Annotated in this window: 25 protein-coding genes and 4 tRNA genes; 14 read left to right on the top strand and 15 right to left on the bottom strand. The window is 64.0% G+C overall.

The features are described from left to right. The first annotated feature begins 6 nt into the window (after positions 1-6). On the top strand, positions 7-639 hold the full coding sequence (locus D8W71_RS16255; RefSeq protein ID WP_236077462.1) for a hypothetical protein: 633 nt from the start codon (positions 7-9) through the stop codon (positions 637-639). Positions 640-649: 10 nt separating this feature from the next. Here the strand turns inward: D8W71_RS16255 and pdxS are convergent, their stop codons facing one another. From pdxS to D8W71_RS16210, 9 genes are all read right to left on the bottom strand, one after another. Further along, entirely contained in the window at positions 650-1,558 is a 909-nt protein-coding gene (pdxS, locus tag D8W71_RS16250) for a pyridoxal 5'-phosphate synthase lyase subunit PdxS (protein ID WP_268959758.1), read from the bottom strand. Between the two features lie 128 nt (positions 1,559-1,686). Continuing rightward, positions 1,687-2,712 (bottom strand): NUDIX hydrolase, encoded by a 1,026-nt coding sequence (locus D8W71_RS16245; RefSeq protein ID WP_121114749.1) that lies wholly within the window; start codon positions 2,710-2,712, stop codon positions 1,687-1,689. Next, entirely contained in the window at positions 2,712-3,836 is a 1,125-nt protein-coding gene (locus D8W71_RS16240; RefSeq protein WP_121114747.1) for a glycosyltransferase family 4 protein, read from the bottom strand. Before D8W71_RS16240 ends, D8W71_RS16245 begins: the two co-directional genes overlap by 1 nt. Continuing rightward, the gene (locus D8W71_RS16235) at positions 3,833-4,738 is read right to left on the bottom strand and encodes a phosphatidylinositol mannoside acyltransferase (protein WP_121114745.1); all 906 of its coding nucleotides are present in this window, start codon (positions 4,736-4,738) and stop codon (positions 3,833-3,835) included. The genes D8W71_RS16240 and D8W71_RS16235 overlap by 4 nt, the downstream gene beginning before the upstream one ends. Next, positions 4,735-5,424, bottom strand: coding sequence for a phosphatidylinositol phosphate synthase (gene pgsA / locus D8W71_RS16230; RefSeq protein ID WP_121114743.1), 690 nt, complete (start codon positions 5,422-5,424; stop codon positions 4,735-4,737). The genes D8W71_RS16235 and pgsA overlap by 4 nt, the downstream gene beginning before the upstream one ends. Positions 5,425-5,452: 28 nt before the next feature. Beyond that, a complete protein-coding gene (locus D8W71_RS16225; RefSeq protein WP_121114741.1) occupies positions 5,453-5,992 on the bottom strand; it encodes an HIT family protein in 540 nt (179 codons plus the stop codon). Between the two features lie 7 nt (positions 5,993-5,999). Then, complete coding sequence (thrS, locus tag D8W71_RS16220; RefSeq protein WP_121119347.1) at positions 6,000-8,048, bottom strand: threonine--tRNA ligase; 2,049 nt, start codon at positions 8,046-8,048, stop codon at positions 6,000-6,002. A 103-nt stretch (positions 8,049-8,151) separates the two neighbouring features. Beyond that, positions 8,152-8,556 (bottom strand): TIGR02611 family protein, encoded by a 405-nt coding sequence (locus tag D8W71_RS16215; RefSeq protein WP_236078017.1) that lies wholly within the window; start codon positions 8,554-8,556, stop codon positions 8,152-8,154. Positions 8,557-8,669: 113 nt separating this feature from the next. Beyond that, a tRNA-Val gene (locus D8W71_RS16210) sits at positions 8,670-8,741 on the bottom strand. A gap of 239 nt (positions 8,742-8,980) precedes the next feature. Between D8W71_RS16210 and D8W71_RS16205 the strand changes: the two genes are divergently transcribed. From D8W71_RS16205 to D8W71_RS16175, 7 genes are all read left to right on the top strand, one after another. After that, positions 8,981-9,052, top strand: a tRNA-Gly gene (locus D8W71_RS16205). 35 nt (positions 9,053-9,087) lie between these two features. Continuing rightward, positions 9,088-9,158 (top strand) — tRNA-Cys (locus tag D8W71_RS16200). Positions 9,159-9,200: 42 nt separating this feature from the next. Beyond that, positions 9,201-9,275: transfer RNA gene (locus D8W71_RS16195), tRNA-Val, on the top strand. Between the two features lie 144 nt (positions 9,276-9,419). Continuing rightward, on the top strand, positions 9,420-9,698 hold the full coding sequence (locus D8W71_RS16190) for a hypothetical protein (protein WP_121114737.1): 279 nt from the start codon (positions 9,420-9,422) through the stop codon (positions 9,696-9,698). After that, complete coding sequence (locus D8W71_RS16185; RefSeq protein ID WP_121114735.1) at positions 9,676-10,347, top strand: alpha/beta hydrolase family protein; 672 nt, start codon at positions 9,676-9,678, stop codon at positions 10,345-10,347. The genes D8W71_RS16190 and D8W71_RS16185 overlap by 23 nt, the downstream gene beginning before the upstream one ends. A gap of 45 nt (positions 10,348-10,392) precedes the next feature. Continuing rightward, positions 10,393-10,845, top strand: coding sequence for a ribosomal protein L7/L12 (locus D8W71_RS28005; protein ID WP_236077461.1), 453 nt, complete (start codon positions 10,393-10,395; stop codon positions 10,843-10,845). Continuing rightward, positions 10,842-11,372, top strand: a complete 531-nt coding sequence (locus D8W71_RS16175; RefSeq protein ID WP_121114733.1) for a GNAT family N-acetyltransferase — start codon at positions 10,842-10,844, stop codon at positions 11,370-11,372. The genes D8W71_RS28005 and D8W71_RS16175 overlap by 4 nt, the downstream gene beginning before the upstream one ends. Before the next feature lie 12 nt (positions 11,373-11,384). Here the strand turns inward: D8W71_RS16175 and zapE are convergent, their stop codons facing one another. Then, positions 11,385-12,401 carry a cell division protein ZapE gene (gene zapE / locus D8W71_RS16170; protein ID WP_121114731.1) on the bottom strand — a complete coding sequence of 339 codons (1,017 nt, stop codon included), beginning with the start codon at positions 12,399-12,401 and terminating at the stop codon, positions 11,385-11,387. Between the two features lie 34 nt (positions 12,402-12,435). On the opposite strand from zapE, the gene D8W71_RS16165 reads away from it, so the two are divergent. The 5 genes from D8W71_RS16165 to D8W71_RS16145 all read left to right on the top strand — a co-directional run bounded on the left by D8W71_RS16165 (position 12,436) and on the right by D8W71_RS16145 (position 17,078). Next, on the top strand, positions 12,436-13,248 hold the full coding sequence (locus D8W71_RS16165) for a pyrimidine reductase family protein (protein ID WP_121114729.1): 813 nt from the start codon (positions 12,436-12,438) through the stop codon (positions 13,246-13,248). 13 nt (positions 13,249-13,261) lie between these two features. Continuing rightward, on the top strand, positions 13,262-14,827 hold the full coding sequence (locus D8W71_RS16160) for an alpha/beta fold hydrolase (protein WP_121114727.1): 1,566 nt from the start codon (positions 13,262-13,264) through the stop codon (positions 14,825-14,827). Positions 14,828-14,895: 68 nt separating this feature from the next. Then, entirely contained in the window at positions 14,896-16,143 is a 1,248-nt protein-coding gene (locus D8W71_RS16155; protein ID WP_121114725.1) for a glycosyltransferase family 87 protein, read from the top strand. An 18-nt stretch (positions 16,144-16,161) separates the two neighbouring features. Beyond that, entirely contained in the window at positions 16,162-16,587 is a 426-nt protein-coding gene (gene msrB, locus D8W71_RS16150; RefSeq protein WP_121114723.1) for a peptide-methionine (R)-S-oxide reductase MsrB, read from the top strand. Positions 16,588-16,619: 32 nt separating this feature from the next. After that, positions 16,620-17,078 (top strand): MaoC family dehydratase, encoded by a 459-nt coding sequence (locus D8W71_RS16145; RefSeq protein ID WP_121114721.1) that lies wholly within the window; start codon positions 16,620-16,622, stop codon positions 17,076-17,078. Here D8W71_RS16145 and D8W71_RS16140 read toward each other — a convergent pair. Genes D8W71_RS16140 through hemE form a run of 5 tightly spaced genes read right to left on the bottom strand, consistent with a single transcriptional unit; the run spans position 17,075 to position 23,181 of the window. Next, on the bottom strand, positions 17,075-19,360 hold the full coding sequence (locus D8W71_RS16140) for a molybdopterin-dependent oxidoreductase (protein ID WP_161965509.1): 2,286 nt from the start codon (positions 19,358-19,360) through the stop codon (positions 17,075-17,077). The two genes, D8W71_RS16145 and D8W71_RS16140, sit on opposite strands and share 4 nt — an antisense overlap. Positions 19,361-19,374: 14 nt before the next feature. After that, a complete protein-coding gene (locus D8W71_RS16135; RefSeq protein WP_121114719.1) occupies positions 19,375-20,061 on the bottom strand; it encodes an HAD family hydrolase in 687 nt (228 codons plus the stop codon). Further along, the gene (hemQ, locus tag D8W71_RS16130) at positions 20,058-20,753 is read right to left on the bottom strand and encodes a hydrogen peroxide-dependent heme synthase (protein ID WP_121114717.1); all 696 of its coding nucleotides are present in this window, start codon (positions 20,751-20,753) and stop codon (positions 20,058-20,060) included. Before hemQ ends, D8W71_RS16135 begins: the two co-directional genes overlap by 4 nt. 5 nt (positions 20,754-20,758) lie before the next feature. Beyond that, on the bottom strand, positions 20,759-22,120 hold the full coding sequence (locus tag D8W71_RS16125) for a protoporphyrinogen oxidase (RefSeq protein ID WP_121114715.1): 1,362 nt from the start codon (positions 22,118-22,120) through the stop codon (positions 20,759-20,761). Continuing rightward, the gene (gene hemE / locus D8W71_RS16120) at positions 22,117-23,181 is read right to left on the bottom strand and encodes a uroporphyrinogen decarboxylase (protein WP_121119343.1); all 1,065 of its coding nucleotides are present in this window, start codon (positions 23,179-23,181) and stop codon (positions 22,117-22,119) included. Before hemE ends, D8W71_RS16125 begins: the two co-directional genes overlap by 4 nt. 138 nt (positions 23,182-23,319) lie before the next feature. Between hemE and D8W71_RS16115 the strand changes: the two genes are divergently transcribed. After that, positions 23,320-23,919: a DUF3000 domain-containing protein gene (locus D8W71_RS16115; RefSeq protein ID WP_121114712.1), complete on the top strand. Its 600-nt coding sequence runs from the start codon at positions 23,320-23,322 to the stop codon at positions 23,917-23,919. Positions 23,920-23,960: the final 41 nt, after the last annotated feature.

The following is a 23,960-nucleotide window of genomic DNA, read 5'->3' as shown; positions in this document are numbered from 1 at the left end:
GGCGTGGTGCCCAACCAGGATCGACGTGTTCCCGTTCCAATTTTTCCGGATGTGCTGGTCGAGAGGATCTGTGAGCGAATCCCTTTCGGCACGCGCACAATCGGTGTCGTCGACGGTGCCGACGCTGCCGATCCTGTTGCGTTCGCGCACCGCATTCGGGAGAGAATTCGCAGCACCGGCCGGGCATGTGACGTAATCGACCTCCATGACTTCGTCAGGCCCGCATCACTACGCTTCGAGTACTCGCGGACCGACGACATCACCTACCGCACAGCGTGGTTCGACTTCGACGCACTCCAGCGTGAGGTCATCGCGCCGATGGCGCCCGGCGGCCGCGGCCGATACCTACCTCGCCTGTGGAACGAAGCTGCCGACCGGTCCGCACGTGAGTCGCTCAAAGACTCGGCCGACGATCACGTGCTTGTCGTGGCGGGACCGACCATCCTGGGACGAGTCGACGCCGCCGTCACCGTGCATCTGAAGCTCAGCGCAGGCGCGCTACGCAGGCGAACCGCCGAGCACGAACAGTGGACGATCGAACCCCTCACACAGTTCTACGCCGAGACCGACGCCGAACCCGAGTTCACGGTTCGATGGGATCACCCGGACAAGCCCGCACTGCTGCCCCGCCTGAAATGAATCCTGTCGGTTACCAACCGCGTTCGGCCAGCCGATGACCGACCGGGAGATCGTCGACGTTGATACCGACCATTGCCTCACCGAGGCCGCGAGAGATCTTCGCCAGGACGTCGGGATCGTCGTGGAACGTGGTGGCCTTCACGATGGCCTCGGCACGCTCTTTCGGGTTGCCGGACTTGAAGATGCCCGATCCGACGAACACACCTTCGGCACCGAGCTGCATCATCATCGCAGCGTCGGCCGGGGTGGCGATTCCACCCGCGGTGAACAGCGTCACGGGAAGCTTCCCTGCCCGAGCCACCTCGACGACGAGGTCGTAGGGCGCCTGCAGCTCCTTGGCGGCCACGTACAACTCGTCCTCGGGCAGTGAGGTCAGACGACGGATCTCGTCACGGATCTTGCGCATGTGTGTCGTTGCGTTCGAGACGTCGCCGGTACCGGCCTCGCCCTTGGACCTGATCATCGCCGCGCCCTCGGTGATGCGGCGTAGCGCTTCACCGAGGTTGGTCGCTCCACAGACGAACGGAACGGTGAAGTTCCACTTGTCGATGTGATTCGCGTAGTCGGCGGGTGTGAGGACCTCGGACTCGTCGACGTAGTCCACGCCGAGACTCTGCAGGATCTGTGCCTCGACGAAATGGCCGATGCGCGCCTTCGCCATCACTGGAATCGACACCGACGCGATGATGGAATCGATCATGTCGGGATCGCTCATTCGCGAAACCCCACCCTGAGCGCGAATGTCCGCGGGAACGCGCTCGAGCGCCATCACTGCAACGGCACCGGCGTCCTCGGCGATCTTGGCCTGCTCGGCCGTCACGACGTCCATGATCACGCCGCCCTTGAGCATTTCGGCCATACCGCGCTTGACCCGAGCAGTGCCTCTCCCGGCGTTGTCGAGGTCACTTGATGCGGGCACGATAGGCGTACTCAAAGTATCTCCTGGTGTTGAGGAACGGTTCGGGCCGCGTGCAGAAAAGCGGCGACCACGAGACTAAGCCGTCGCTGGCGCTCGTTCCAATAGCCAGTGAACAGTGGCTGGCCCTTTCAGCGGATGGCGCGCACTTCGGGTTCCACGCGACGCGCGAGGACGATGTTGACTTCGTCGAGAAGCTCTGCCAGGTCCTGCGGGTACACCGTCTCACCGGTCGCGGCAAGGGACCTGATGTCGTCCTCCGTGCACCAGCGATGGCCGGTCACCGTTCGGCGTTCGAGATCGGTGAACCCAGCGTGTTCGGGTTCGAACTCCTGAGTCCGGAAGGCAAAGAACAGTTCCTCGGAGCGCAGCAGCGTCCCGTTGAACGGGAAGGTCGCGACCCGGCGCCACATCGGCCCCTTCAGCTCGGACGCCGCGACGTGCAGACCGGTTTCCTCACGAACCTCGCGGGCGGCCGCGTCACGCAAATTCTCACCCGACTCCACTGCGCCACCGATCGTGAACCAGAAGTAGACCTCGGGAACCGTCGGATCGTGCCCGCGCAGGAGTAGTACGCGTCCGCGCTCGTCGACGAGTACCACCCGCGACGACGTGCGCTGTACCGCACGCCCCTCGTGTCCGAAAGTCTCGGACGCCGAACGTTCGGCGATCTCGAAGTACGAGGGAAGCGAGGCGGTGCCGCCGAGATGAAGCAGTCGCACGGGCCCAGTCGCGCGCAGCGCGAGTGTGTCGCGCACAGCATCGTTGTGGAATCGACGCGCGATGAGCACACGCGCTTCGGAATCGGCCAGCTCCGCCACGAGCTGCGGCGGGAGATCCGCGGGGTCGAGGGCGGCCAGCGCCATCGACACTGCGTTCTCGGCGTCCTCTCGATCATCTCGATTCGCGCGTTCCGCCGCGTCCGCCAGTGCGGCCAGTCGCCGACTCGCATCCAGATTGCTCCGCGTGGCGGCAGAAACCGCCCGTGCGACGACGGCACGCCGTGCCAGCGCGGAATCGAGGGATTGCCACGCCAGATCGGATCGGACGTGCAACCTGTCGAGTCGGTTCGCGGTGGCGTACGCCCACAGTCCGACCACCAGAATGACAACGGCGACGAGACCTACGACGAGGACCGTCAATGCGGACAATGTCATCAGCCGGCCGCTCGCACTTTCTGACCTCCGACGGTAACCGTCTCGTACACACGCATTATTTGTTCGGCGACGACTGGCCAGTCGTATTCGGTGACGGCCCGCGCCGCGGCTTCGATCAGTCCGTTCTTGACATCCTCGGACGAGAGCACCGAATCGATCGCGGTCGCGAGGCTCGCGGAGTCCCCGACCGGCACGAGCAGGCCTGCGACTCCGTCTCGTAGCACGCGGCGGAATGCGTCGAGCTCACTCGCCACCACCGCAGTTCCCGACGCCATCGCCTCCACCAACACGATGCCGAAGCTCTCGCCTCCGAGGTTGGGAGCGCAGTACACGTCGGCGCTGCGCATGGCAGACGCCTTCTTGTCGTCGTCGACCTGCCCGAGAAAGGTCAAGTGCGAGGCGAGCTCGCCCGCTTCCTTACGCAGTTTGTCTTCGTCGCCTCGGCCTACCACGAGTATTTCGACGTCCGGATGACGGTTCACGAGATCGGGTAGTGCTCCGAGCAACACCGCCATACCTTTACGCGGCTCGTCGAAGCGGCCGAGAAACAACACTGTCCCGCCGCTTTTCGGGTACCCGGGAAGCATCGGTGCGCGGGCGAACGCCGACACGTCGACGCCGTTGGGGATTTCGACTGCGTCGCTACCGAGAGCTTCGACCTGCCAGCGTCGCGCAAGCTCGGACACGGCGATGCGGCCGCTGATCTTCTCGTGGTACGGGCGAAGCACACCTTGAAATGTGCTGAGTACCAACGACTTCGTGGTCGACGTATGAAACGTCGCGACGATCGGGCCCTCCGCAGCCTTCAATGCCAGCATGGACAGGCTCGGTGCGTTCGGTTCGTGGATGTGCAGTACGTCGAAATCGTTCTCGGCGATCCATTTTCGGATGCGCGAGTAAGTGATCGGACCGAATCGGAGCCGAGCGACGGATCCGTTGTACGGTATCGCGAGCGCTTCGCCTGCCGAGACCACGAACTCCGGCAGTTCGGTGTCCTCGGAGGCAGGCGCCAGGACGCTGACACGATGTCCCCGCTCGATGAACACCTCGGCCAACTGCTCGACGTGCGCCTGAACGCCCCCCGGTACGTCGAAGGAATACGGGCAGACCATCCCGATCTTCACGATCCCTCGATTCGTGCGCGTCGAGCGTCGGACAGGTCCGCGAGCCACAGCGGCTGCAGCATGTGCCAGTCCTCCGGGTGCGCTGCGATGTTCGCCGCAAATGTGTTCGCGAGATCCTGCGTCGCGCGTTCGACTCCCCCGTCGACCGGGATTCGTGGTGATATGTCGAATCCCCACCCGTCACCGTCGAAGTAGCAGTGCACTGCGAGAAGGTGCGCACCTGTGTCGAGCGCCAGCTTCGCCGGGCCCGCAGCCATGCGAGTCGGCTCACCGAAGAATGTCACCGGCACACCGTGTTTCGCTAGGTCACGCTCGCTGAGCAGGCACACGACCTTGTTGTCGCGCAACCGATCCGAGAGCGCCGCGAGCGGAGGAATCTCACCTCCGCTGAGCGGGAAAATCTCGAATCCCAGGCTTTCCCGGTAGTCGACGAAGCGCTGATAGAGCGATTCCGGCTTCAGACGCTCGGCGACCGTCGAGAATCGTCCGTAGTACCGAACGAGCCACATTCCCGCCATGTCCCAATTTCCGCTGTGCGGGAGTGCGAGCACAGCACCGACGCCTTCGGCGAGGGCGGCATCGAGGTGCTCGCGTCCGTGAACACAATTGTCGATCACTGCGGCCTGAGCGTCGAGATTCATCGAAGGCAGCCTGAACGCCTCCCGCCAGTACCGTGCGTACGAGCGGACACTCGCCTGTACGACCGCGTCAGGAACCTGGTCGGCTGGAACTCCCAGTACGCGACCGAGATTGCGGCGCAGCTGTTGTGGGCCGCCGTGCCGCTTCGCGGCGACATCGGCTCCTGCGTCGAAGAGCTTGCGTGCCAGGCCGTCCGGCAACCCTCGAACCAACCGCCACCCGGCTGCATATCCGGCGTCGGAGGCTCGTTCGGCGAACGTCACGGCGACTCGGTCTTCGTATCGGGCTCGCCCGTCTGCGAGGTGTCGGGCTTGACGATGATGTCTCGCGCCCCCTCCGAACGACGCACCGCAAGCACGCGTTGAAAGACCGTCACGACGGAGAGGATCGCGAGGATCCACATCGCCGGATAGATCAGACTGTCGAGCCACGGCACGTCGTAATGCCGTCCGACACCGGTGAATCCGGCGCCGACGAGAACGATCACCAGTCGGTCCGGCCGCTCGATCCATCCCCCGTCCGCGGACAGACCACTGGCCTCGGCTCTGGCTTTGGCGTACGAGATGACCTGGGAGGTGACCAGGCAGATCAACGTGGCGATCAGCAACAGCTTGTTCTCTTCGCTGTACACCGCCCACCACGCCAGACCGCCGAAGATGGCTCCGTCCGCGACCCGGTCGCACGTCGCGTCCAGCACCGCGCCGTACTTGGTGCCGCCGCCCCTCGCGCGAGCCATCGCACCGTCGAGCATGTCGAAGAGGACGAACAGGGTGATGACGATCGATCCCCACCACAGGTACCCGGCCGGGAACATCGTCACCGCCGCAGCAACGGTGATCACTGTGCCGATCAACGTCACCGAGTTGGGGGTCAACCCCGTGCTGTTGAGCGCTCTGCCGAGAGGGGCAGTCACTTTGGACATCGGCGCCCTGCCGAGAATGCTCAGCACCGCGAGCCCCCTTCCCGAGTTCTGTTCATCAGGCCCAGGCCGATGCGAGCAATGCCCGGGTATCGCGCAGCAGCTGAGGCATCACCTTTGCACCGCCCACGACGGTGATGAAGTTGGCGTCACCGCCCCATCGCGGCACGATGTGTTGGTGCAGATGCTCGGCCAGCGAGCCCCCGGCTGCTGCACCGAGATTGAGCCCGACGTTGAAACCGTGTGGATTCGACACGTTCTTGATCGTCCGGATCGCACGCTGGGTGAAGGACATCAGCTCTGCACTCTCGGCGGGCGTGAGATCTTCGAGCGCCGCGACTCGGCGATACGGCACGATCATGGTGTGTCCGGGGTTGTACGGGTACAGGTTGAGTACCGCGTACACCTGCTCCCCACGTGCCACCACCAGGCCATCCTCGTCGCTCATCTTCGGTATGTCGGAGAAGGGCTCGCTCGACCGCTCTTTCGCGCCCGGGGCCTCGGCGATGTACGACATCCGATGCGGAGTCCACAACCGCTGGAGCCGGTCGGGTTCACCTGGACCGATGTCGACGATCGCCGCGTCCTGTTCGGGCATGGTCAGCTCACTCCTGATCTGTGGTGAAGAGCGCGGCGGTGGGAGATGCGTTGTTTCGAGCCGCGATCCAGTCCACGATCAGTTCGACGGCCTTGCCGGTGTCGACTCCGTTGACCTGTGTGCCGTCGCGGAACCGGAAACTGACTGCGCCTGCCTCGACGTCGCGTTCACCGGCGAGCAGCATGAACGGGATTTTCTGCGCGGTCTGATTGAAGATCTTCTTCTGCATACGATCGTCGCTCGAGTCGACTTCGGCCCTGACGCCCCGCTTCTTGAGCTCGGCAACGACAGCGAACAGATGGTCTTGATGTACCTCGGCCACCGGGATACCGACGACCTGTACGGGCGCGAGCCACGCCGGGAAGGCGCCCGCGTAGTGCTCGGTGAGCACCCCGAAGAATCGCTCGATCGACCCGAACAATGCGCGGTGGATCATCACCGGGCGTTCTTTGACTCCGCCCGAGGCTGTGTACTCCAACTCGAAGCGCTCCGGCAGGTTGAAGTCGAGCTGAATGGTCGACATCTGCCAGGTACGTCCCAGTGCGTCCTTGGCCTGCACCGAGATCTTCGGTCCGTAGAACGCCGCGCCGCCCGGATCCGGCACCAGGTCGAGACCCGACGCCGCTGCGACCTCGGCGAGAGTGTTCGTGGCCTCTTCCCACACCTCGTCGCTGCCGACGGACTTGTCCGGGTTCCGAGTGGAGAGCTCCAGGTAGAAGTCGTCGAGTCCGTAGTCCTTCAACAATCCGAGCACGAACTGCAAGGCACGGGTCAACTCGTCGCGCATCTGATCGCGGGTGCAGAAGATGTGCGCGTCGTCCTGCGTCATACCGCGGACACGGGTGAGGCCGTGAATCACGCCGGACTTCTCGTAGCGGTAGACGGTCCCGAACTCGAACAGTCGCAAGGGAAGTTCACGGTAGGAGCGTCCGCGCGAGCGGAAGATCAGGTTGTGCATCGGGCAGTTCATCGGCTTCAGGTAGTAGTCCTGGCCTGGCTTACGAACTTTGCCCTCGGCGTCGAGTTCCGCGTCCAGGTGCATCGCCGGGAACATGCCGTCGCGGTACCAATCGAGGTGGCCGGAAACCTCGTACAGGTGCCCCTTGGTGATGTGGGGCGTGTTGACGAAGTCGTAGCCCTCTTCGATGTGCCGCTGGCGCGAGTAGTTCTCCAGCTCGGTCCTGATGATGCCGCCTTTAGGGTGGAACACCGGTAGGCCGGATCCCAACTCGTCGGGGAAACTGAACAGGTCGAGTTCGGAACCGAGCTTGCGATGGTCGCGACGCTCGGCCTCGGCCAGGAGTTCCAGGTGCGCGTCGAGCGCCTCGGGCGACTCCCATGCCGTGCCGTAGATGCGCTGCAATCCGGCGTTGTCCTGATTTCCGCGCCAGTAGGCCGCGGAACTTCGGGTCAGCTTGAACGCGGGGACGTACTTTGTGGTCGGGATGTGAGGACCACGGCATAGGTCACCCCAGATCCGATCACCGGTGCGAGGATTGAGGTTGTCGTACGCGGTGAGTTCACCGCCGCCGACCTCCATGATCTCGGGGTCGTCGATACCGGACTTGTCGTTCACTAGCTCGAGCTTGTACGGCTCGTTCGCCAGTTCTTCTCGGGCCTGCTCGATCGACTCGTACACGCGACGAGAGAAGCGCTGACCCGCCTTGACGATCTGCTTCATCTTCTTTTCGAGAGCGGCCAGATCCTCGGGGGTGAAGGGCTCTTCGACATCGAAGTCGTAGTAGAACCCGTCTTTGATGAACGGTCCGATGCCGAGCTTCGCGGTGGGGAACAGTTCCTGGACCGCTTGCGCGAGCACGTGCGCGGCGGAGTGCCTGATGACGCTGCGTCCGTCTTCGGTGTTCGCCGGAACCGGTTCGACTTCGGTGTCGGCATCGGGAGCCCACGACAGGTCGCGCAATTTCCCGTCCGCGTCGCGGACGACGACGATCGCGTCCGGGCCCTTGTTCGGCAACCCCGTGTCCCGAAGCGCCGTCCCGGCGGTCGTTCCGGCCGGCACCATGATGCGGGCGGGCAAGACAGCGGTTACGGGCATGGTCACGGCGATGTTCTCCTCGATTGTCCTGACGTGGTCGGTAAGACCGAGGACAGCCTATCGGCTGTCGGCCGCGTCCTCGCCGTCACACTGCACGGCGCGGCTAGAACGGCCTTTCGAGCCAGCCCCAGTCCAGACCGAACCATCCCCCCACGAGCGAGAAGGTTCCGAGAAGCCAGAGCGTCAACAGGACGATAACGGTGGTGAGCAGGGCGCCCGCGGCTTTGACAACGATGGACTGGCGAGAGAACCACGCCATGAAGCGGTCGTAGTGTTGGCGAGCGAACTTGAGCAACCGGTGTGCCCACTCGAACTCCGACGCCAGAATGCCGAGTCCTGCGAACACGATCAGCCACCCTGGTCCGGGATACGGGATGGCAAGTATTCCCACGGCGAGGACGATGAGCCCGACGACACCGACGGTGATCCTATACGCGAGATCCAACGTCGGGTTGGCACCGATCCTGGCCCGGAACTTTCGACGACGGTCGGCTACTCGGTCGAGCACGCCGCCGTCGTTCTTCTCACCGGCGTGGGCGTCGTCTGTGGTCACGGGACCAAGGCTACCGGCGTGGCAACGAAAAAAAGCCCCACGCACGGAGCGCGGAGCTTTTCTTTCGGTGGTCCCGGCTGGGATCGAACCAGCGACCTTCCGCGTGTGAAGCGGACGCTCTTCCACTGAGCCACGGGACCGTTTTCGCTCGTGAGCACGCGTGCGTCTCGAACGAGGCAAAACATTAACACGGACGTCAGCCGGAATTCGAATCGCCCCACCGGACTCTCGAACGCCCATCCGACCCACGCGTTTCGCGTGGTCTTCAGACTCCCCCAGGCTCGAAAAACCAGTCTGACCAGCTGATTTGTGAGTTTGCGAAGAGTTAGTCTAATGTTTTCACCGCACCACGGAGACAGCAAATGCCTCCGAGGAGCATGCGGATGTGGCGCAGTGGTAGCGCATCACCTTGCCAAGGTGAGGGTCGCGGGTTCGAATCCCGTCATCCGCTCGAGGACCAGGGTACGAAACATGAACACGGTCCATGGTGGAGTGGCCGAGTGGTGAGGCAACGGCCTGCAAAGCCGTGCACACGGGTTCGATTCCCGTCTCCACCTCGCAGATGAAGTGAAGGTTCCCGACCTTGCTTCGATGTACCTGCGCGATTAGCTCAGCGGGAGAGCGCTTCCCTGACACGGAAGAGGTCACTGGTTCAATCCCAGTATCGCGCACCAACGATTACAGCCCCGGGCATTCGTGCCGGGGCTTTTTCGTGCGCTCATAACGACATCGGCAATGGCACGGCGCAATCGGGTGGTGATCCACGTCATAAAGGTGCACTCTGGAGTGGCAGCCCACCCGACGGAAGGAAGCCGCACATGGCCGACGAGAGCCACACGGGAAACGAGACCACCGACATCGAGGTCGACGACGAGACCCGACAGCAAGCCGAGGAGCAGGTCGCGGGCATAGAGCAGAAATACGAACCGGGTGCCCGGCCGACCGTGACGCTGCCCGGTACGGGCGGCATGGTCTCGGGAACGGCCTTCGCGGACATGGTCGACGAGAACGGCGAAATGAAGGATTCGGCCGAACCCGATGGTTCCGAGACCACCGACCGCGCAGAATCGAAGGATGAGTCCCAAGCCAGCGCCTGAACCGGCTGCCGAAGCCGCGTACATTGCCGAAGGCGGTGTGCGCGGCTTCCTTCATGTTCCCGACGGTCCTTCTGTCGGGTCGTTGGCGCTCACGCACGGCGCCGGCGGTAATTGCACGGCGAAGTTGCTGGTCGATCTGGCGAACACGTGGTCCGCAGGGGGAATCACGGTGCTGAGATTCGACCTTGCGTTTCGGCAGCTGAAGCAATCCGGTCCCCCGCATCCATCCAAGGCAGCAGGCGACCGCGACAGTGTGCGCGACGCTGTTGCTTTCCTGCGCAGCCGCACCGGTGAACCCGTCCTCGTGGGTGGCCATTCCTACGGTGGACGCCAAGCCTCGATGGCGGTGGCCGAGGACGAGGGTTTGGCGTCCGGTCTCGTCCTGCTGTCCTACCCCCTGCATCCGCCCGGGAAGCCGGAGAAATCGCGCACTGCCCATCTACCGGACATCGCTGTGCCGACGATGTTCGTCTCCGGCACCAAGGATCCGTTCGGCACACCCGACGAACTCGCGGACGCCATAGCGCTGATTCCGGCCGAGACGACGTCGGTCGAGATATCCGGTGCCGGCCACGACCTTTCGGCTGCGAAGCATCGGGTCGCCGAGAGGTCACTCGACGCGGCGACAAGCATCTTCCCCCACCTCTGAAGACCTGTTTCGGAACTCGGCGTAGTCAAGTGTTCTACTTGTCCCATGCCCACGTGGGGATGGTTCATCGTTGCACTCGTCCTCATCGACGCTGCGGTACTTGCAGCGTGGTTTCTCGCCAGAAAAAGTCCGCGCAAGAATGCTGCATCGACTACCCAGCTGAAGCTCTCGGGTCTCGACGGCTCGGCTCGCGACGAGATCTATCGACTGGTGGGCGAGAAGAAGAAGATCCACGCAATCAAGCTTTTCCGTGAGCGGACCGGCGCCGGGTTGAAAGAAGCGAAGGACATCGTCGAGTCGGTCGAGCGCGGGAATGCACTTCCCTCACCAGGCAACTACGTCGTCGCGACCGGTCTCGACACACGAGCCTGGGAGGACATCATCCCCAAGCTCCGCGCGCTCAAAGCGGAGGGTCGGGCCATCGCCGCGATCAAGTTGCTGCGCGCGCGGACGGGTCTGTCTCTTCGAGAAGCCAAGGAAGCTGTGGACAAACTATGACTATCACCGTCGGGCCTGCCGGGATTTGGGAGGCCGAGCAGTTGGCTGACGTTGCCGCGGTGACGTTCCCGCTGGCGTGCCCTCCCGGGTCGACTCGCGAATCGATAGACGCGTTCATCGACGAGGTCCTGTCACACGAGCGCTTCGGCGAGTATCTCGACGACCCTGCGCGCACGATACTCGCTGCGCGCGAAGACGATTCGATTGTCGGCTACGCAATGCTGATTCACGGGGAACCGACTGATTCGGCTATCGCACAGGCGTTGACGCTGTCTCCAACGCTCGAGTTGTCGAAGATGTACGTCATGCCGGGCCATCACGGCGGCGCCGTCTCGGCCGAACTCATGTCGTCGGTGATTGCCCTCGCCGCAGAGACGGGGTGCGCCGGTATCTGGCTAGGGGTCAATCAGGAAAACCTCCGAGCCCAACGGTTCTACGCCAAGCAGGGCTTCGCGCAGGTGGGAACCAAGACATTCACCGTCGGCGCCGAGGTCCACGACGACTTCGTCCTGGAACGTGCCGTCTGAGTTTCGCTGCTGTCAGCCCACCGCGGCGAACCGCGACAGAGCGAGTAGTCGGGAAGTGGCACGCAGGTACTTCTTGCGGTAGCCGCCCGCCAACATCTCTTCGGTGAAGATTTCGTCGAGCTTCGCGCCCGAGGACGTCACCGGGATGCTCGCGTCGTAGAGGCGGTCTGCGAGAACCACGAGGCGCAGCGCAACTGCCTGGTCCGACGCCGGATGTACGTTCTTCCAGAACACAGCTTGCACACCGTCGAGGAGTTTGCCGTACCTGGAAGGATGCAGCGTGCTCAGGTGCGCCAGCAACTCGTCGAAATCGTCGAGAGTGGCTCCCTCGATCCGGCCCGCGCGCTCGATCAGTTCGTCCTCGGACGTGGGATCGGGGGCAGGCGGCAGATCGCGGTGTCGGTAGTCGGGACCATCGACACGAATGGACTCGAAGATCGAGCCGAGCTTCTTGATCTCGCGCATGAAGTCCTCGGCAGCGAAACGTCCCTCCCCCAGTTGGCCGGGAAGTGTGTTCGACGTGGCAACGATCGACACGCCGCGCGCCGAGAGCTCCGACAGCAGCCGGGAGACGAGCATCGTGTCGCCTGGATCGTCGAGCTCGAACTCGTCGATACACAGCACGCTGTGGTTCGACAATTCCTCCAGGGCCTTATTGAAGCCGAGCGCGCCGACGACGTGGGTCAGTTCGACGAACGTACCGAAAGCTTTCGGCTCGGGGACACTGTGAAAGATCGACGCGAGAAGGTGGGTCTTGCCGACACCGAATCCGCCGTCGAGGTACAGACCGAGACCGGTGGCGGGCGCCTTCTTCCCGAACAGGCCGCGCTTGCTGCCCTTGCTGCGAATCTTGCCGACCTTCTGCGAGAACTCCTCGGCCTTACGCACTGCCTCGGCCTGGCTCGGCTCGTTCGGATCGGGGATGTACGAGGCGAAGCTGACATCGTCGAACATGGCCGGTGGAACCATCTGAGCGATCAGTTGATCGGACGGAACGACGGGATTTCGATCGACAAGACGTGCGGGCATTGGCCGAGCCTAACGACGTGGTGTTATCTACCTTATGCAGCTACTGGATATTGCGACCTACTTCACATCCGAGAGCGATGTGTCACGCGTAGGGAAAGGCCCCCTGGCTGACACCGACCTCGCCCGCCTGTACGCATACCCACCCCGCCCGAGACGCCCGTGGATCCGGGCCAACTTCGTGGCCAGCATCGACGGTGCAGTGACCGCTGACGGTGTTTCCGCTGGTCTGGGGACCCCATCCGACAAGGTGGTGTTCTCGGTTCTTCGGTCGTTGGCGGACGCAGTTCTCGTGGGGGCAGGGACGGTCCGGGCCGAGAATTACGGCGGCGTCACCTTCCCGGCCGAGACCGTGGCCAGACGAACCGAGCGGGGTCAGTCCGAGACGGCACCCCTCGTCATCGTCACCGCGTCGGCGAATCTGGACCCGACTTCTCGTGCCTTCACCGACACCGTGGTTCCGCCCGTCGTTCTCACCACGACCTCCGCCCCGGAGGACGCCAGGAGATCCTTGGCGGCGACGGGCGCACGCGTCGTCGCCACGCCAGGCGACTCGGTCACGACCGCGTCGATCGTGGAGTCGTTGAACACGCTCGGCTTGCACCGCATCCTCTGCGAAGGCGGACCCGGCGTCTTCGGCCAGTTGCTCACCGACGACGCCGTGGACGACGTGTGCATCACGACTTCCCCGGTCTTCGTCGCAGGCACCGCGGGCAGGATCTCCCACTCGGCGTCGTCCTCGATCCGCCGAATGACTCGGGCGCACGTGTTGGCCGACGACGACGGCACTGTTCTGACCAGGTGGGTCAAACACCGGGACGGGTCGGCCGCAGCAGCTGGGCACAAGTAGATAGCCTCGCACCGTGACGCTGAAACGATCGCTGCTCGTGTCCGTCGTATGCCTGTCCCTGTCGGCAGCGGCGTGTGGAGCAGGTCCGTCGGGTCGACCCGACGTCGCCGTCGAGCAGAATTCCCCTGGCCGCCCCGCCGAGACCGACGGCCAGGACGCGGAGCCGGCCGTGCCTCCGTTGCAGGTTCCGGTCACCGACCTGCCGTGGCGCGATTGCACCGCCGACACTCTCGGTCGGTATGGCTACACCCCCCGAACTCCGGGTGTGATCCTCGAGTGCGCAGACTTCGAGGCACCCGTAGACGCGTCAGGAGAGATGTTCGGGTCGTTCTCGGTCGGCGCCATGCGCGCCAGACTCGACCGGACGCCCGCCGACGCCGCTCCACTCGTGCTGACCTCGGGATCCGACCGTCCGTCCATCGAAACCCTTGCCGACATGGCAGCAGGGCAAGGAACAACTCTTCTCGCTTCGCATCCGATCGTGGCAGTGGACCGACGCGGAATCGGTAGATCTGCCGCTGTCGACTGCACCAAGGTGGACGCACGAAAGGCTCTGGCCGACCTCGGCCAATTCGAGCGATCGGGCGGCGACGCCGTGGACCGCGCGGTCACCGCGGGTCGAGATGCGACGATCGAATGTACCGACTTGCTTCAGCCCCAGGAGTTGGCCTTCTCCGCGTCCTACGCTGCCGACGACCTGGAGCAACTCCGCATGCTGTGGGGCGTCGACGCTCTCGGGATCATCGGAACCGGCAACGGCGCGTCGACGGCTCTTGCGTACGCCGCTGCGTATCCGGACCGGCTTGCGCGTCTCGTCCTCGACTCGCCGACTGGAATCGGTGCCGACCAACTGGCCGCCGCGGAGCAGAAGACGCAGGGCCGTGAGGCTGCCTTCGCCGCCTTTGCTCAGCGTTGCATCGCTCTCGACTGCACTCTCGGCGACGATCCACGAGCTGCCGTGTCCGAATTGCTGACGCGATCGGCGAGCGGCGCACTCGGGCCGATATCGACACACGCGCTTCTGGACGGCATCGCCTACGCTCTGGCGTCGTCGACCGGCGATCCGTCCCAGCGCGCCCTTCGGTTGTCCGAGACTCTGTCGGCGGCGCGCTCAGGGAACACCGCTGCGCTGACCGATCTCACGACGCGAGCAGCCAGTGCATACGGCACCGACGGCCAGTTCGTTGCCCGCTGCACCGACGGCCAGGGTTGGCCGTCACCGGAATCGGTCCGCGGCGCTAGTACTTCCTGGTCGCAGCTCTACCCGATCTTCGGTATCGATGCCGCGTTGACTGCGCTGGCGTGCTCGTCGTGGCCCACCGCGCCCGCGGCACCGCTTCCTTCGTCACTACCGATTCCGGTTCTGCTTTTCAGTGCGGCCGCCGACCCGGTGGTAGGCAACGGCGGCTTCTCCAGTGTGACCGGCTTGATCGCCACGACGGGGACGAAGTCCGCTGCCATGACGTGGCAGGGCTCGGGACATCCGGCGCTCGGCGGATCGCAGTGCACACAGTCGGCTGCTGCCATCTACGCCGACGATGCGTCGTTACCTGCCGACGGCAGCGTGTGCCCAGCGTAGGAGTTACCGCCGGGTAGCGGCCGGGGTGCTCGGTGATCGGCGCGAAGCCGTCAAGGTACCGTTCTCCGGTGTCACTTAGCTTCCTCGAACCGCGTACCGGGCGGACGACCGCCGACGTAATCAAGTTCGCTCTGTGGCCCATCGCCATCATGACCGTCATTCATCGAGTCGTGATCAAGGCGGTCAACGGCGACATCACCAACGACTTCAACCCCGTCTACAGTGCGGCACTGGCATTTTTGAACCGTCAGCCCGTGTACACGGCCAATTTCGATTCCGTCGATCCGCATTACCTCTACCAACCGAGCGCAACGATGCTGCTCTCGCCGCTCGCGGTGATCGATCCCGAGCGATCGCGGTGGTTGTTCATCATTGCCAGCACAATTGCCATTCTGGTGTCGCTGTACATCTTGCTGCGCATCTTTGGCTTTCGACTCGATTCGGTCGCTGCCCCTGCACTTCTGCTCGCCGCATTCGTGAGCGAGACGGTGACGAACACCCTGGTGTTCACCAACTTCAATGGTTTCGTACTGCTCGGCGAGGTCGCATTCATCGGATTTCTGCTCAGCCGCAAGGATCTGTCCGCCGGTGTCGCGATGGGGCTGACTCTCGCCGTCAAACCGATGCTCGCTCCACTGCTCCTACTTCCGCTCATGACACGGCAGTGGAAGGTGTTCATCACATCCATCGCAATTCCGGTGGTCATGATGGCGATCGCGTGGCCGCTGTCGGTGGATCCGATGAACTTCGTCGACCGCACCGTCCCCTACCTGTTGCAAACCCGCGACTACTTCAACAGCGCGGTGGTCGGCAACGGACGCTATTACGGAATGCCCGAGGTTCTGACGCTGGGTATTCGCGCAGTGCTGGCGGTCATGGTGGTGGTGTCACTCTGGCTTCTCTATCGCTACTGCCGAGAAGATCGCCTCTTTTTCTTCGCGACCACGTCCGGCTTGATCCTCACAGCACATTGGCTGCTGGGCTCGCTCGGCCAGATGTACTACTCGATGATGCTGTTCCCGCTTCTGATGACTGTTGTGTTGAAGAACTCGCTCATTCGGAATTGGCCTGCGTGGCTTGCGATCTACGGGTTCATGAATGCAGATCGGTGGCTGTCCGGTCGGTGGGTCGAACCCGGGCGTGCGTTGGACTACCTGAGGACGACGTTCGGTTGGGCGCTGTTGATCATCGTCATATTCGGTGTTCTCGTAGGCCGCTACCTGGCGGCCCGCGCGGACGGACGGTTGGACGAGGGAATCGAACCCGATTACCTGCTCGAAGACTCTCTACCTGGGAAGACGACGAAGACCGCCTGATCGTATTAGCGTGGTGGCATGAGTTCAGCTACCGACAAGAATCCTGCCCCTGCGGTAACGCTCACCGAAGCGGAATGGCGCGAGAAGCTGACGCCCGAGGAGTACGCAGTACTTCGTGAGGCCGGCACCGAACGCCCGTTCGTCGGCGAGTACACCGACACCAAGACCGAGGGCGTGTACGAGTGTCGCGCCTGCGGCGCCGAACTGTTTCGCAGCACCGAGAAGTTCGAATCCCACTGCGGATGGCCTTCCTTCTTCGATCCGGCGGATAGCGACGCGGTCATCCTGAACGAGGACAACTCGCTCGGAATGCGCCGGGTGGAGGTCATCTGCAAGAACTGCCACAGCCACCTGGGCCACGTCTTCGAGGGCGAGGGCTACCCCACGCCCACCGACCAGCGGTACTGCATCAACTCCATATCACTGGTGCACAAACCGGCCTGAAGCCGTCCCGCGGGTACAGGCATACTGTGACCATGCGCACTTTCACGTCACCAGAACAACTCCAAGCCGCTGTGGGCGAGGACCTCGGAACCAGTGACTGGCTTCAGATCACCCAGGAGCGAGTGAACACCTTCGCCGACGCAACAGGTGATCACCAGTGGATTCACGTCGACGTCGAACGGGCGAAGAAAGAAAGCCCGTTCGGCGCGCCCATTGCACACGGCTTTCTGAGTCTCTCGCTCGTGTCGATGCTGAACTGGCAGATCTACACCATCGACAACGTCAAGCTCGGAATCAACTACGGGTCGAACAAAGTTCGCTTCATCAACCCGGTCAAGGTCGGGTCACATGTGCGGCTTCAAACCACGTTGACCTCGGTCGACCCCGCATCCGGCGGCGCACTGCAAATCGTCGCAACCTGCACGCTCGAGATCGAAGGCGAGGACAAGCCCGCGCTGGTTGCCGAGATCATCAGCCGAATCGTCTTCTAGGGACCTTTTCGCTCGACGAAGTGCGGCGGATCGAACGCTGTGATCGGTGGTAGCTCACCGTCGTAGCGTTCGATCTGCACGAGTACATGCTGGCCCGTGCAGCCTTGCGACAGCGAGGACGCACCCACGTCGGGTGTCAGGACGTTGGGGTTGCCGTGCTTGCACAGCGATCCGGGGTCGGACGGATCAAGCGGGTCGTACCACGCCCCAGTGGACAATTGCACGACGTTCTCGAGCATTCCGTCGTCCACGACGACGCCCGCCAGGCATGCGCCGCGATCGTTGAACACCGTCACCACGTCGCCGTCGGCGACACCGCGAGCCGCAGCTGCCACCGAGTGCAGTCGAATCGGCTCGCGGCCGCGGACTTTCGACGCCTGGCTCGTGGCGCCGTGATCGAGCTGACTGTGCAACCGTGTCCGTGGCTGGTTGGCGATGAGGTGCAGCGGGAACTTCTCTGCCCGTTCGCCGCTCAGCCATTCCACGGGCTCGAACCACGCCGGATGCCCGACACAGTCCTCGTAACCGAAACCGTCGACAACCTCGGAGAATATCTCGATTCTTCCGCTCGGAGTTCGTAGTGCATTGCGCACGGGGTCTTCTCGGTAGTCTGCAAGAAACGTCAGGTCGTCCTCGGTGGCCATACGCACCGATCCTGCGATCCAGAAGTCCTCGAACGCCGGTGTGTGCACACCAGCGGTCTTCAGATAGCCGCGCCACTGGTCGTACAGGTGTTCCACCCACTCCCCCGAGTCTCGGCCCTCCGTGAAAGTGTCTGCGACTCCCAGTTTGTCGGCCAGCGCCGCGAAGGTGTCATAGTCGTCACGCGAATCGGCATAGCGAGGGACGGCCTGCTGCATCGCCACGAGCAACGGATCGTTCCTGGTGCAGCTGATGTCGTTTCGCTCGAGCGACGTGGTCGACGGGACGACTATATCGGCGTGCTTCGCCATCGGCGTCCAGTATGGATCGTGCACGACGATGGTGTCCGGCCGACCGAACGCGCGACGTAGCCGACCGAGATCCTGATGGTGGTGAAACGGATTCCCGCCTGCCCAGTGCACCAGCTTGATGTCCGGGTACACCATGCGATTGCCGTTGTAATCGAATTCCGTACCGGGACCGAGGAGCATATCTGCAATCGCAGCGACCGGGATGTGCGTGGTCACCGGATTGAGCCCCTGCGGCAGCGTCGGCAGCGGATACGGCACCGGACCGAGCCCCGGCTCGTTCATCGAACCGTAGCCATGGCCGAATCCCCCACCGGGAACGCCGATCTGCCCGAGCATCGAGGCGAGGGTGATGCCCATCCACGGCGCCTGCTCGCCGCTCTTGACCCGTTGCAGCGACCAGGTGACGGTGATCAGGGTGCGACGTGAGGCCATCGTCCTCGCCAGTTCCACAATGTCCTGCGCCTCGAGGCCCGACTTCTCGGCCGCCCAGGCGGGAGTCTTGGGAACACCATCGGATCGACCGAGGAGATACCGTTCGAAAACGTCGTACCCTTCGGTGTACTTGTCCAGAAACGCGCGATCGTGGAGATTTTCGTCGACGAGGACGTAGGCGAGACCGAGCATGACAGCGACGTCGGATCCAGGAATGGGCGCGAGCCAGGTCGCGGCACCGTGCATATCGTTGCGCAGCGGGCTGATCGTGACGATCTTGCCGCCTCGCGCCCGCAGTGCGTCCAATGCGGATTGGGTCGGATGGTTCGATGTGCCACCGTGATTGACCGAGGTGTTCTTCACCGGAACGCCACCGAACGCCACCAGCAGGTCGGTCGCGCGCGCAATGACATCCCAGGATGTGGAGCGCGAGAACATCTTCCAGTGGGCGCCCACGACGTGCGGCATGATCACACCCGTGGCGCCGGTCGAGTAGCTGTTGACCGACCGCGTGTATCCGCCGAGGCAGTTGAGAAAGCGGTGAACCTGGCTCTGCGCGTGATGGAACCGGCCCGCGCTCGCCCACCCGTAGGAACCGCCGTAGATTGCCTCGTTGCCGTAGCGGTCGATGACTCGGCGAAGTTCGCCCGCCAGGAGTTCGGTCAGCTCGTCGTGGCTCACGGGTACGTATTGGTCGTTGCCGCGCCGATCGGTGGGTCCAGGACCGTCCTCCAACCAACCACGTCGAACAGCAGGTCCGGCCACACGAGAACGGTGACGCACCGATCCGGGAACGTTGCCCAATACGGGTGAGGGATGCGCGTCGCCCGAGTAGGGGTCGACAGCCGTCACTTCTCCGTCGACGGCCGTGGCGCGGTACATGCCCCAGTGCGCCATGTGCTGTGTACCGCTCACACGTCGACTCCGTTTGCGCGCAACGCGTCGAGAAGCGCTGTATGCCGCTGCTGAGTCGCAATCGGCTCGACGAGCGCAAAGGTGCAACCGATAGCCCGGGCGGCGCCGTCGGCTTCCTCGCTGTCGCCGACCATCAGAGTTCGGGTGGGATCGACGCCGAGCCTCTCGACTGCATGCCGGAAGATCTCTGGATCCGGTTTGACGACACCGACCTCGAAGGACAGCACGAACTCGGCGACGTGCTCGGCGACACCGAGATCGGCGAACGCCGGCCTGATGTCGAACGGGATGTTGCTCAGAACCGAGACTGGAATCGACTTGGCCGCGAGCGTCTTCAGGACCTCGGCCGTATCGGGGTACGGAGTCCAACTTTTCGTGTCGATGACGCGGCCGTAGACCGATTCTGCCTGATTGGGGTCATCGACACCCGACTCGCGCAGCACGTGCAGGTATGCCTGCCGATGCAGTGCCGGGTCGAGGTCGCGGTTGCGCCACGCGTGTCGGGTGACGTCGTCGAACTCCACGACCTCCCCGACCGGCGCCGTCATACGCCGCATCAGCTCGGCTGCGTGATGGCCGTCCACCGGCGTGCCGTCGGAGTGGGTGACTCCGTCGAACCACGAATCGTCCTCGTCGAGACGGAACAACGTGCCGGAAAAATCGAAGATGACGGCGTCGATCATGGCAGCGCGGTGACGAGCGCTTCTACATCGACGCGAGGCCCGGTGAAGAACGGGGTCTCCTCGCGAACGTGACGCCGAGCCTCGGTCGCACGCAGGTCGCGCATCAGATCGACGATGCGGTCGAGTTCGGGGGCTTCGAACGCCAGAATCCACTCGTAGTCACCGAGCGCGAACGAGGGCACGGTGTTGGCGCGGACGTCCTTGTATCCGCGCGCAGCCTTGCCGTGATCGGCGAGCATCGTGCGACGCTCTTCCTCGGGAAGCAGGTACCAGTCGATCGAACGCACGAAGGGGTACACGCAGATGTATGCACCGGGCTCTTCGCCTGCAATGAACGCAGGCACGTGGCTCTTGTTGAACTCGGCGGGTCGGTGCAGGGCGGAATTGCTCCACACCGGTGTGCTGGCCTTGCCGAGTGCGGTGGTTCGGCGGAAATCGGAGTAGGTCGCCTGCAGGTCCTCGATGCGCTCGGCGTGCGTCCACACCATGAAGTCGGCGTCGGCGCGCATACCCGCGACGTCGTAGACCCCGCGAACGGCAACGCCCTTCTCCTCCTGGCTTTCGAAGAACGCGCGAGCTTCTTTGGCTGCCTCGGCGCGATCGTCGCCGAGAACACCTGGGGTGACCTTGTACACCGAGAACATCAGGTAACGGAGGGTCGAATTGAGCGCTGAGTAGTCGAGGCGTGCCATGGCCCCTATCGTGCCACCTCGCACACGTGAGCGGCCGCCCTGGTGGCCGACGCGACACACGCGGGCACTCCGACGCCGTGGCTCCACGCGCCCGCTACAGCCAACCCTGGAACATCGCGGACCGCTGCCTCGATATCGGCAACCCTGTCGAGGTGACCCGGCGCGTACTGCGGCAAGCCTCCGCGCCAGCGCTGCACGACGGTCGAGTTCGGACGAATCTCGAGCCCGGTGACGGTAGCGAGATCGCGTACAGCCGATTCCACCAGTTGTTCGTCGGTCAGGTCGAGCGGGCCGTCGTCGCCGAATCGACCCAGGGAGGCACGCAACAAAACGGTGTCACGCGTTGCCAGGTGCGTCCACTTTCGGCTGGAGAAGGTGAAGGCCTTGGCGGACAGGCCTGCGTCCGTCGCGACGAGCACACCTGAGTTGTCGGGCAGCTCCGTATCCCCAGGGACCGACATGGCCACCACGACCGAGGAGGCGAGTTCGATGTCGGCTGCAGCGTCCGCGGCGTCGGGCACGGTGTCGGCCAGAATCGCCGACAAAGACGGGGCCGGTACGGCGAGGATGACGACATCGAAGTGACCGACGGGGTCGACACGCCATCCGCGCCGCTCACCGATCAACGACGACACCCGGGTACCGAGAACGGTGATCGAGTCGGTGGCAGCGATCAGGGCGTCGACCAGCGCGGAGTAGCCACCACGCAACGCACCGAAGACGGGGCCTGCGCTGGGGGTCGGCAGTGCCGCGGCGACCGCCGCCGACAGGTTCGGCGCGCCGGAGTCCAGTGCTGCGGCCAGCGTCGGGAGCGCCGCGCGTACTCCGATCGAATCCGACAGTCCCGAGTACACGCCCCCGAGCAGAGGATCCACCGAGCGCCGCAGAACTTGCTCGCCGAATCGACCACCGACGAGTTCGGCAACGCTGACATCGCTACCCGGCGTCCATTTGAACGCCGATGTGGCGTCGTCCTCGATCCGTCGCAGTGTCGACTCTTCGACCAGCCCGCGCATCGACGACGCCGTGGCCGGAATGCCCATCAACGTTCCGGCCGGCATCGGGTGCAGTTCGCCGCCGGAGTAGATCGACGGCCGCTTGCCTGCTGGGTGTACGAGCTGGTCAGTTATTCCGAGCTCCGCCATCAGCTCCGGCACTTCGGGTCTGCGACCGATGAAGGCTTCGGCTCCCACGTCGAGTGGGCCACCCGCTATGTCAACTGTGCGCAGAGTGCCGCCGAGGCGATCCGAAGCCTCGACGATCGTGATCTGTGCGTCCGGACCGAGCGCTGTGCGTACCCGGTAGGCCGCGACGAGACCGGTGATTCCGCCGCCGACGACCGCTACTCGGGGCGCTCCGGCGGTCACAGTGAGTGCACCAACTCCACGACCCGCGACAGCACATCCGGGTCGGTGTCGGGAAGCACTCCGTGTCCGAGATTGAAGACGTGTCCGACCGCTCCGGCGCCGACAGCGCGGTCCGCCTCGGCCACGATGCGTCGGACCTCGCTGTCCACCGCGTCCCAGCCCGCGAACAGGACTGCCGGATCGAGGTTGCCCTGCAGGGCTTTTCCTGGTCCTACTCGCGCAGCGGCGACATCGAGCGGGATCCGCCAGTCGACGCCCACCACGTCGGCACCGGCCTCGCCCATCGCGCCGAGCAATTCACCGGTTCCGACACCGAAATGAATCTTTGGGACTCCGGCCGAGGAGACGGCGTCCAGCACCTTCTTCGAGTGCGGAAGTACGAATTCGCGGTAATCGGCCAGCGACAGTGCACCTGCCCACGAGTCGAACAGCTGAAGCGCGTCGATACCTGCGGCGAGTTGAGCCTGGAGGAAGGTGATGGTGGTGTCCGCCAACGTATCGAGCAGCGCGTGCCACGTCTTCGGATCCGACCGCATCAGAGCCTTCGTCTTTTCGTGGTTCTTGCTCGGTCCACCCTCGACCAGGTAGGACGCAAGGGTGAACGGCGCGCCGGCGAATCCGATCAGTGCCGTATCACCCAGTTGCTCGGTGAGCATCCCGACGGCGTCGGCTACCGGTGCGACCTGTTCGGGATCGAGCCTCGGCAGTCCAGCAACATCGGCGGCCGAGCGAACTGGGTTCGCCACGACCGGACCGGTACCGGCCACGATGTCGAGGTCGATACCGGCGGCCTTGAGCGGCACGACGATGTCGGAGAAAAGGATTGCGGCATCGACCCCGTGCCGTCGAACCGGTTGAAGCGTGATCTCGGTGACGAGCTCGGCGTCGAAGCACGATTCGAGCATCCCGATGCCGGCCCGAATCTTGCGGTATTCGGGCAACGACCGTCCGGCCTGCCGCATGAACCACACCGGACGATGCGAGGGCGCCCGGCCGGCAACAGCGGCTAGCAGCGGCGCGTCGGGAAGATGGCGACGGGGGGAACGCGAATCGGTGTTCATCACCGTCCATGCTGCCACGCGCAGCCGACGGGGCTTCTACGCAGGTCCGGACACCTTGCGGGTCTACCGGGCGCAGCTTGGTATCGACTCGGCGCGCCTCCGACGAACCCGAACGTGAGAAGTCTAACGTCCGATGTCGTGACCACACCCGGATCCTCTGCCGAGCCTGCGCCGTTTCGATCGGCCGTCGAGGCTATGCACCGGGCCGTCGTGCACCCAGCCATCGAGATCGGGCCCATCAGGCCGCCGCAGCGTCTGGCCCCGTTCAGCTACGCGATCGGCGCGGAAGTCCAGCATCCGAGCGGGGAGGATGTCGACGAGGCGTCCGACGGCGACGCATTCGGACGCCTGATCCTTCTGTACGACCCGGACGGCGACGAAGCCTGGAACGGAACCATGCGTCTGGTTGCCTACATCCAAGCCGACGTCGACGAATCACTTGCATCGGACCCGCTCCTTCCCGAGGTCGGCTGGAGTTGGCTGGTCGACGCTCTCGAAAGCCGCTCCGAACCGCTGACTGCACTCGGCGGGACGGTGACGTCGACGAGTTCGGTCCGGTACGGCGACATCGCCGGCCCACCGAAAGCACATCAGCTGGAACTACGCGCGTCGTGGACGGCAGGGTCGATCGAGTTGGCGTCGCACGTCGAGGCGTTCTGTGAGGTACTCGCCTACGCTGCCGGGTTGCCTCCCGCCGGGATCACCGACCTTCGCGGACGAGAGAGCAACCGGACGTAGTTCGCGCGCAGCAGGTACGCGAGGGCTTAGAGTCACCTCTC

The organism is Rhodococcus sp. P1Y (genome assembly GCF_003641205.1).
GTDB lineage: Bacteria > Actinomycetota > Actinomycetes > Mycobacteriales > Mycobacteriaceae > Rhodococcoides.
The sequence above is the reverse complement of the archived record's forward strand: the minus strand, read 5'-3'. Positions and strand labels throughout refer to the sequence as shown.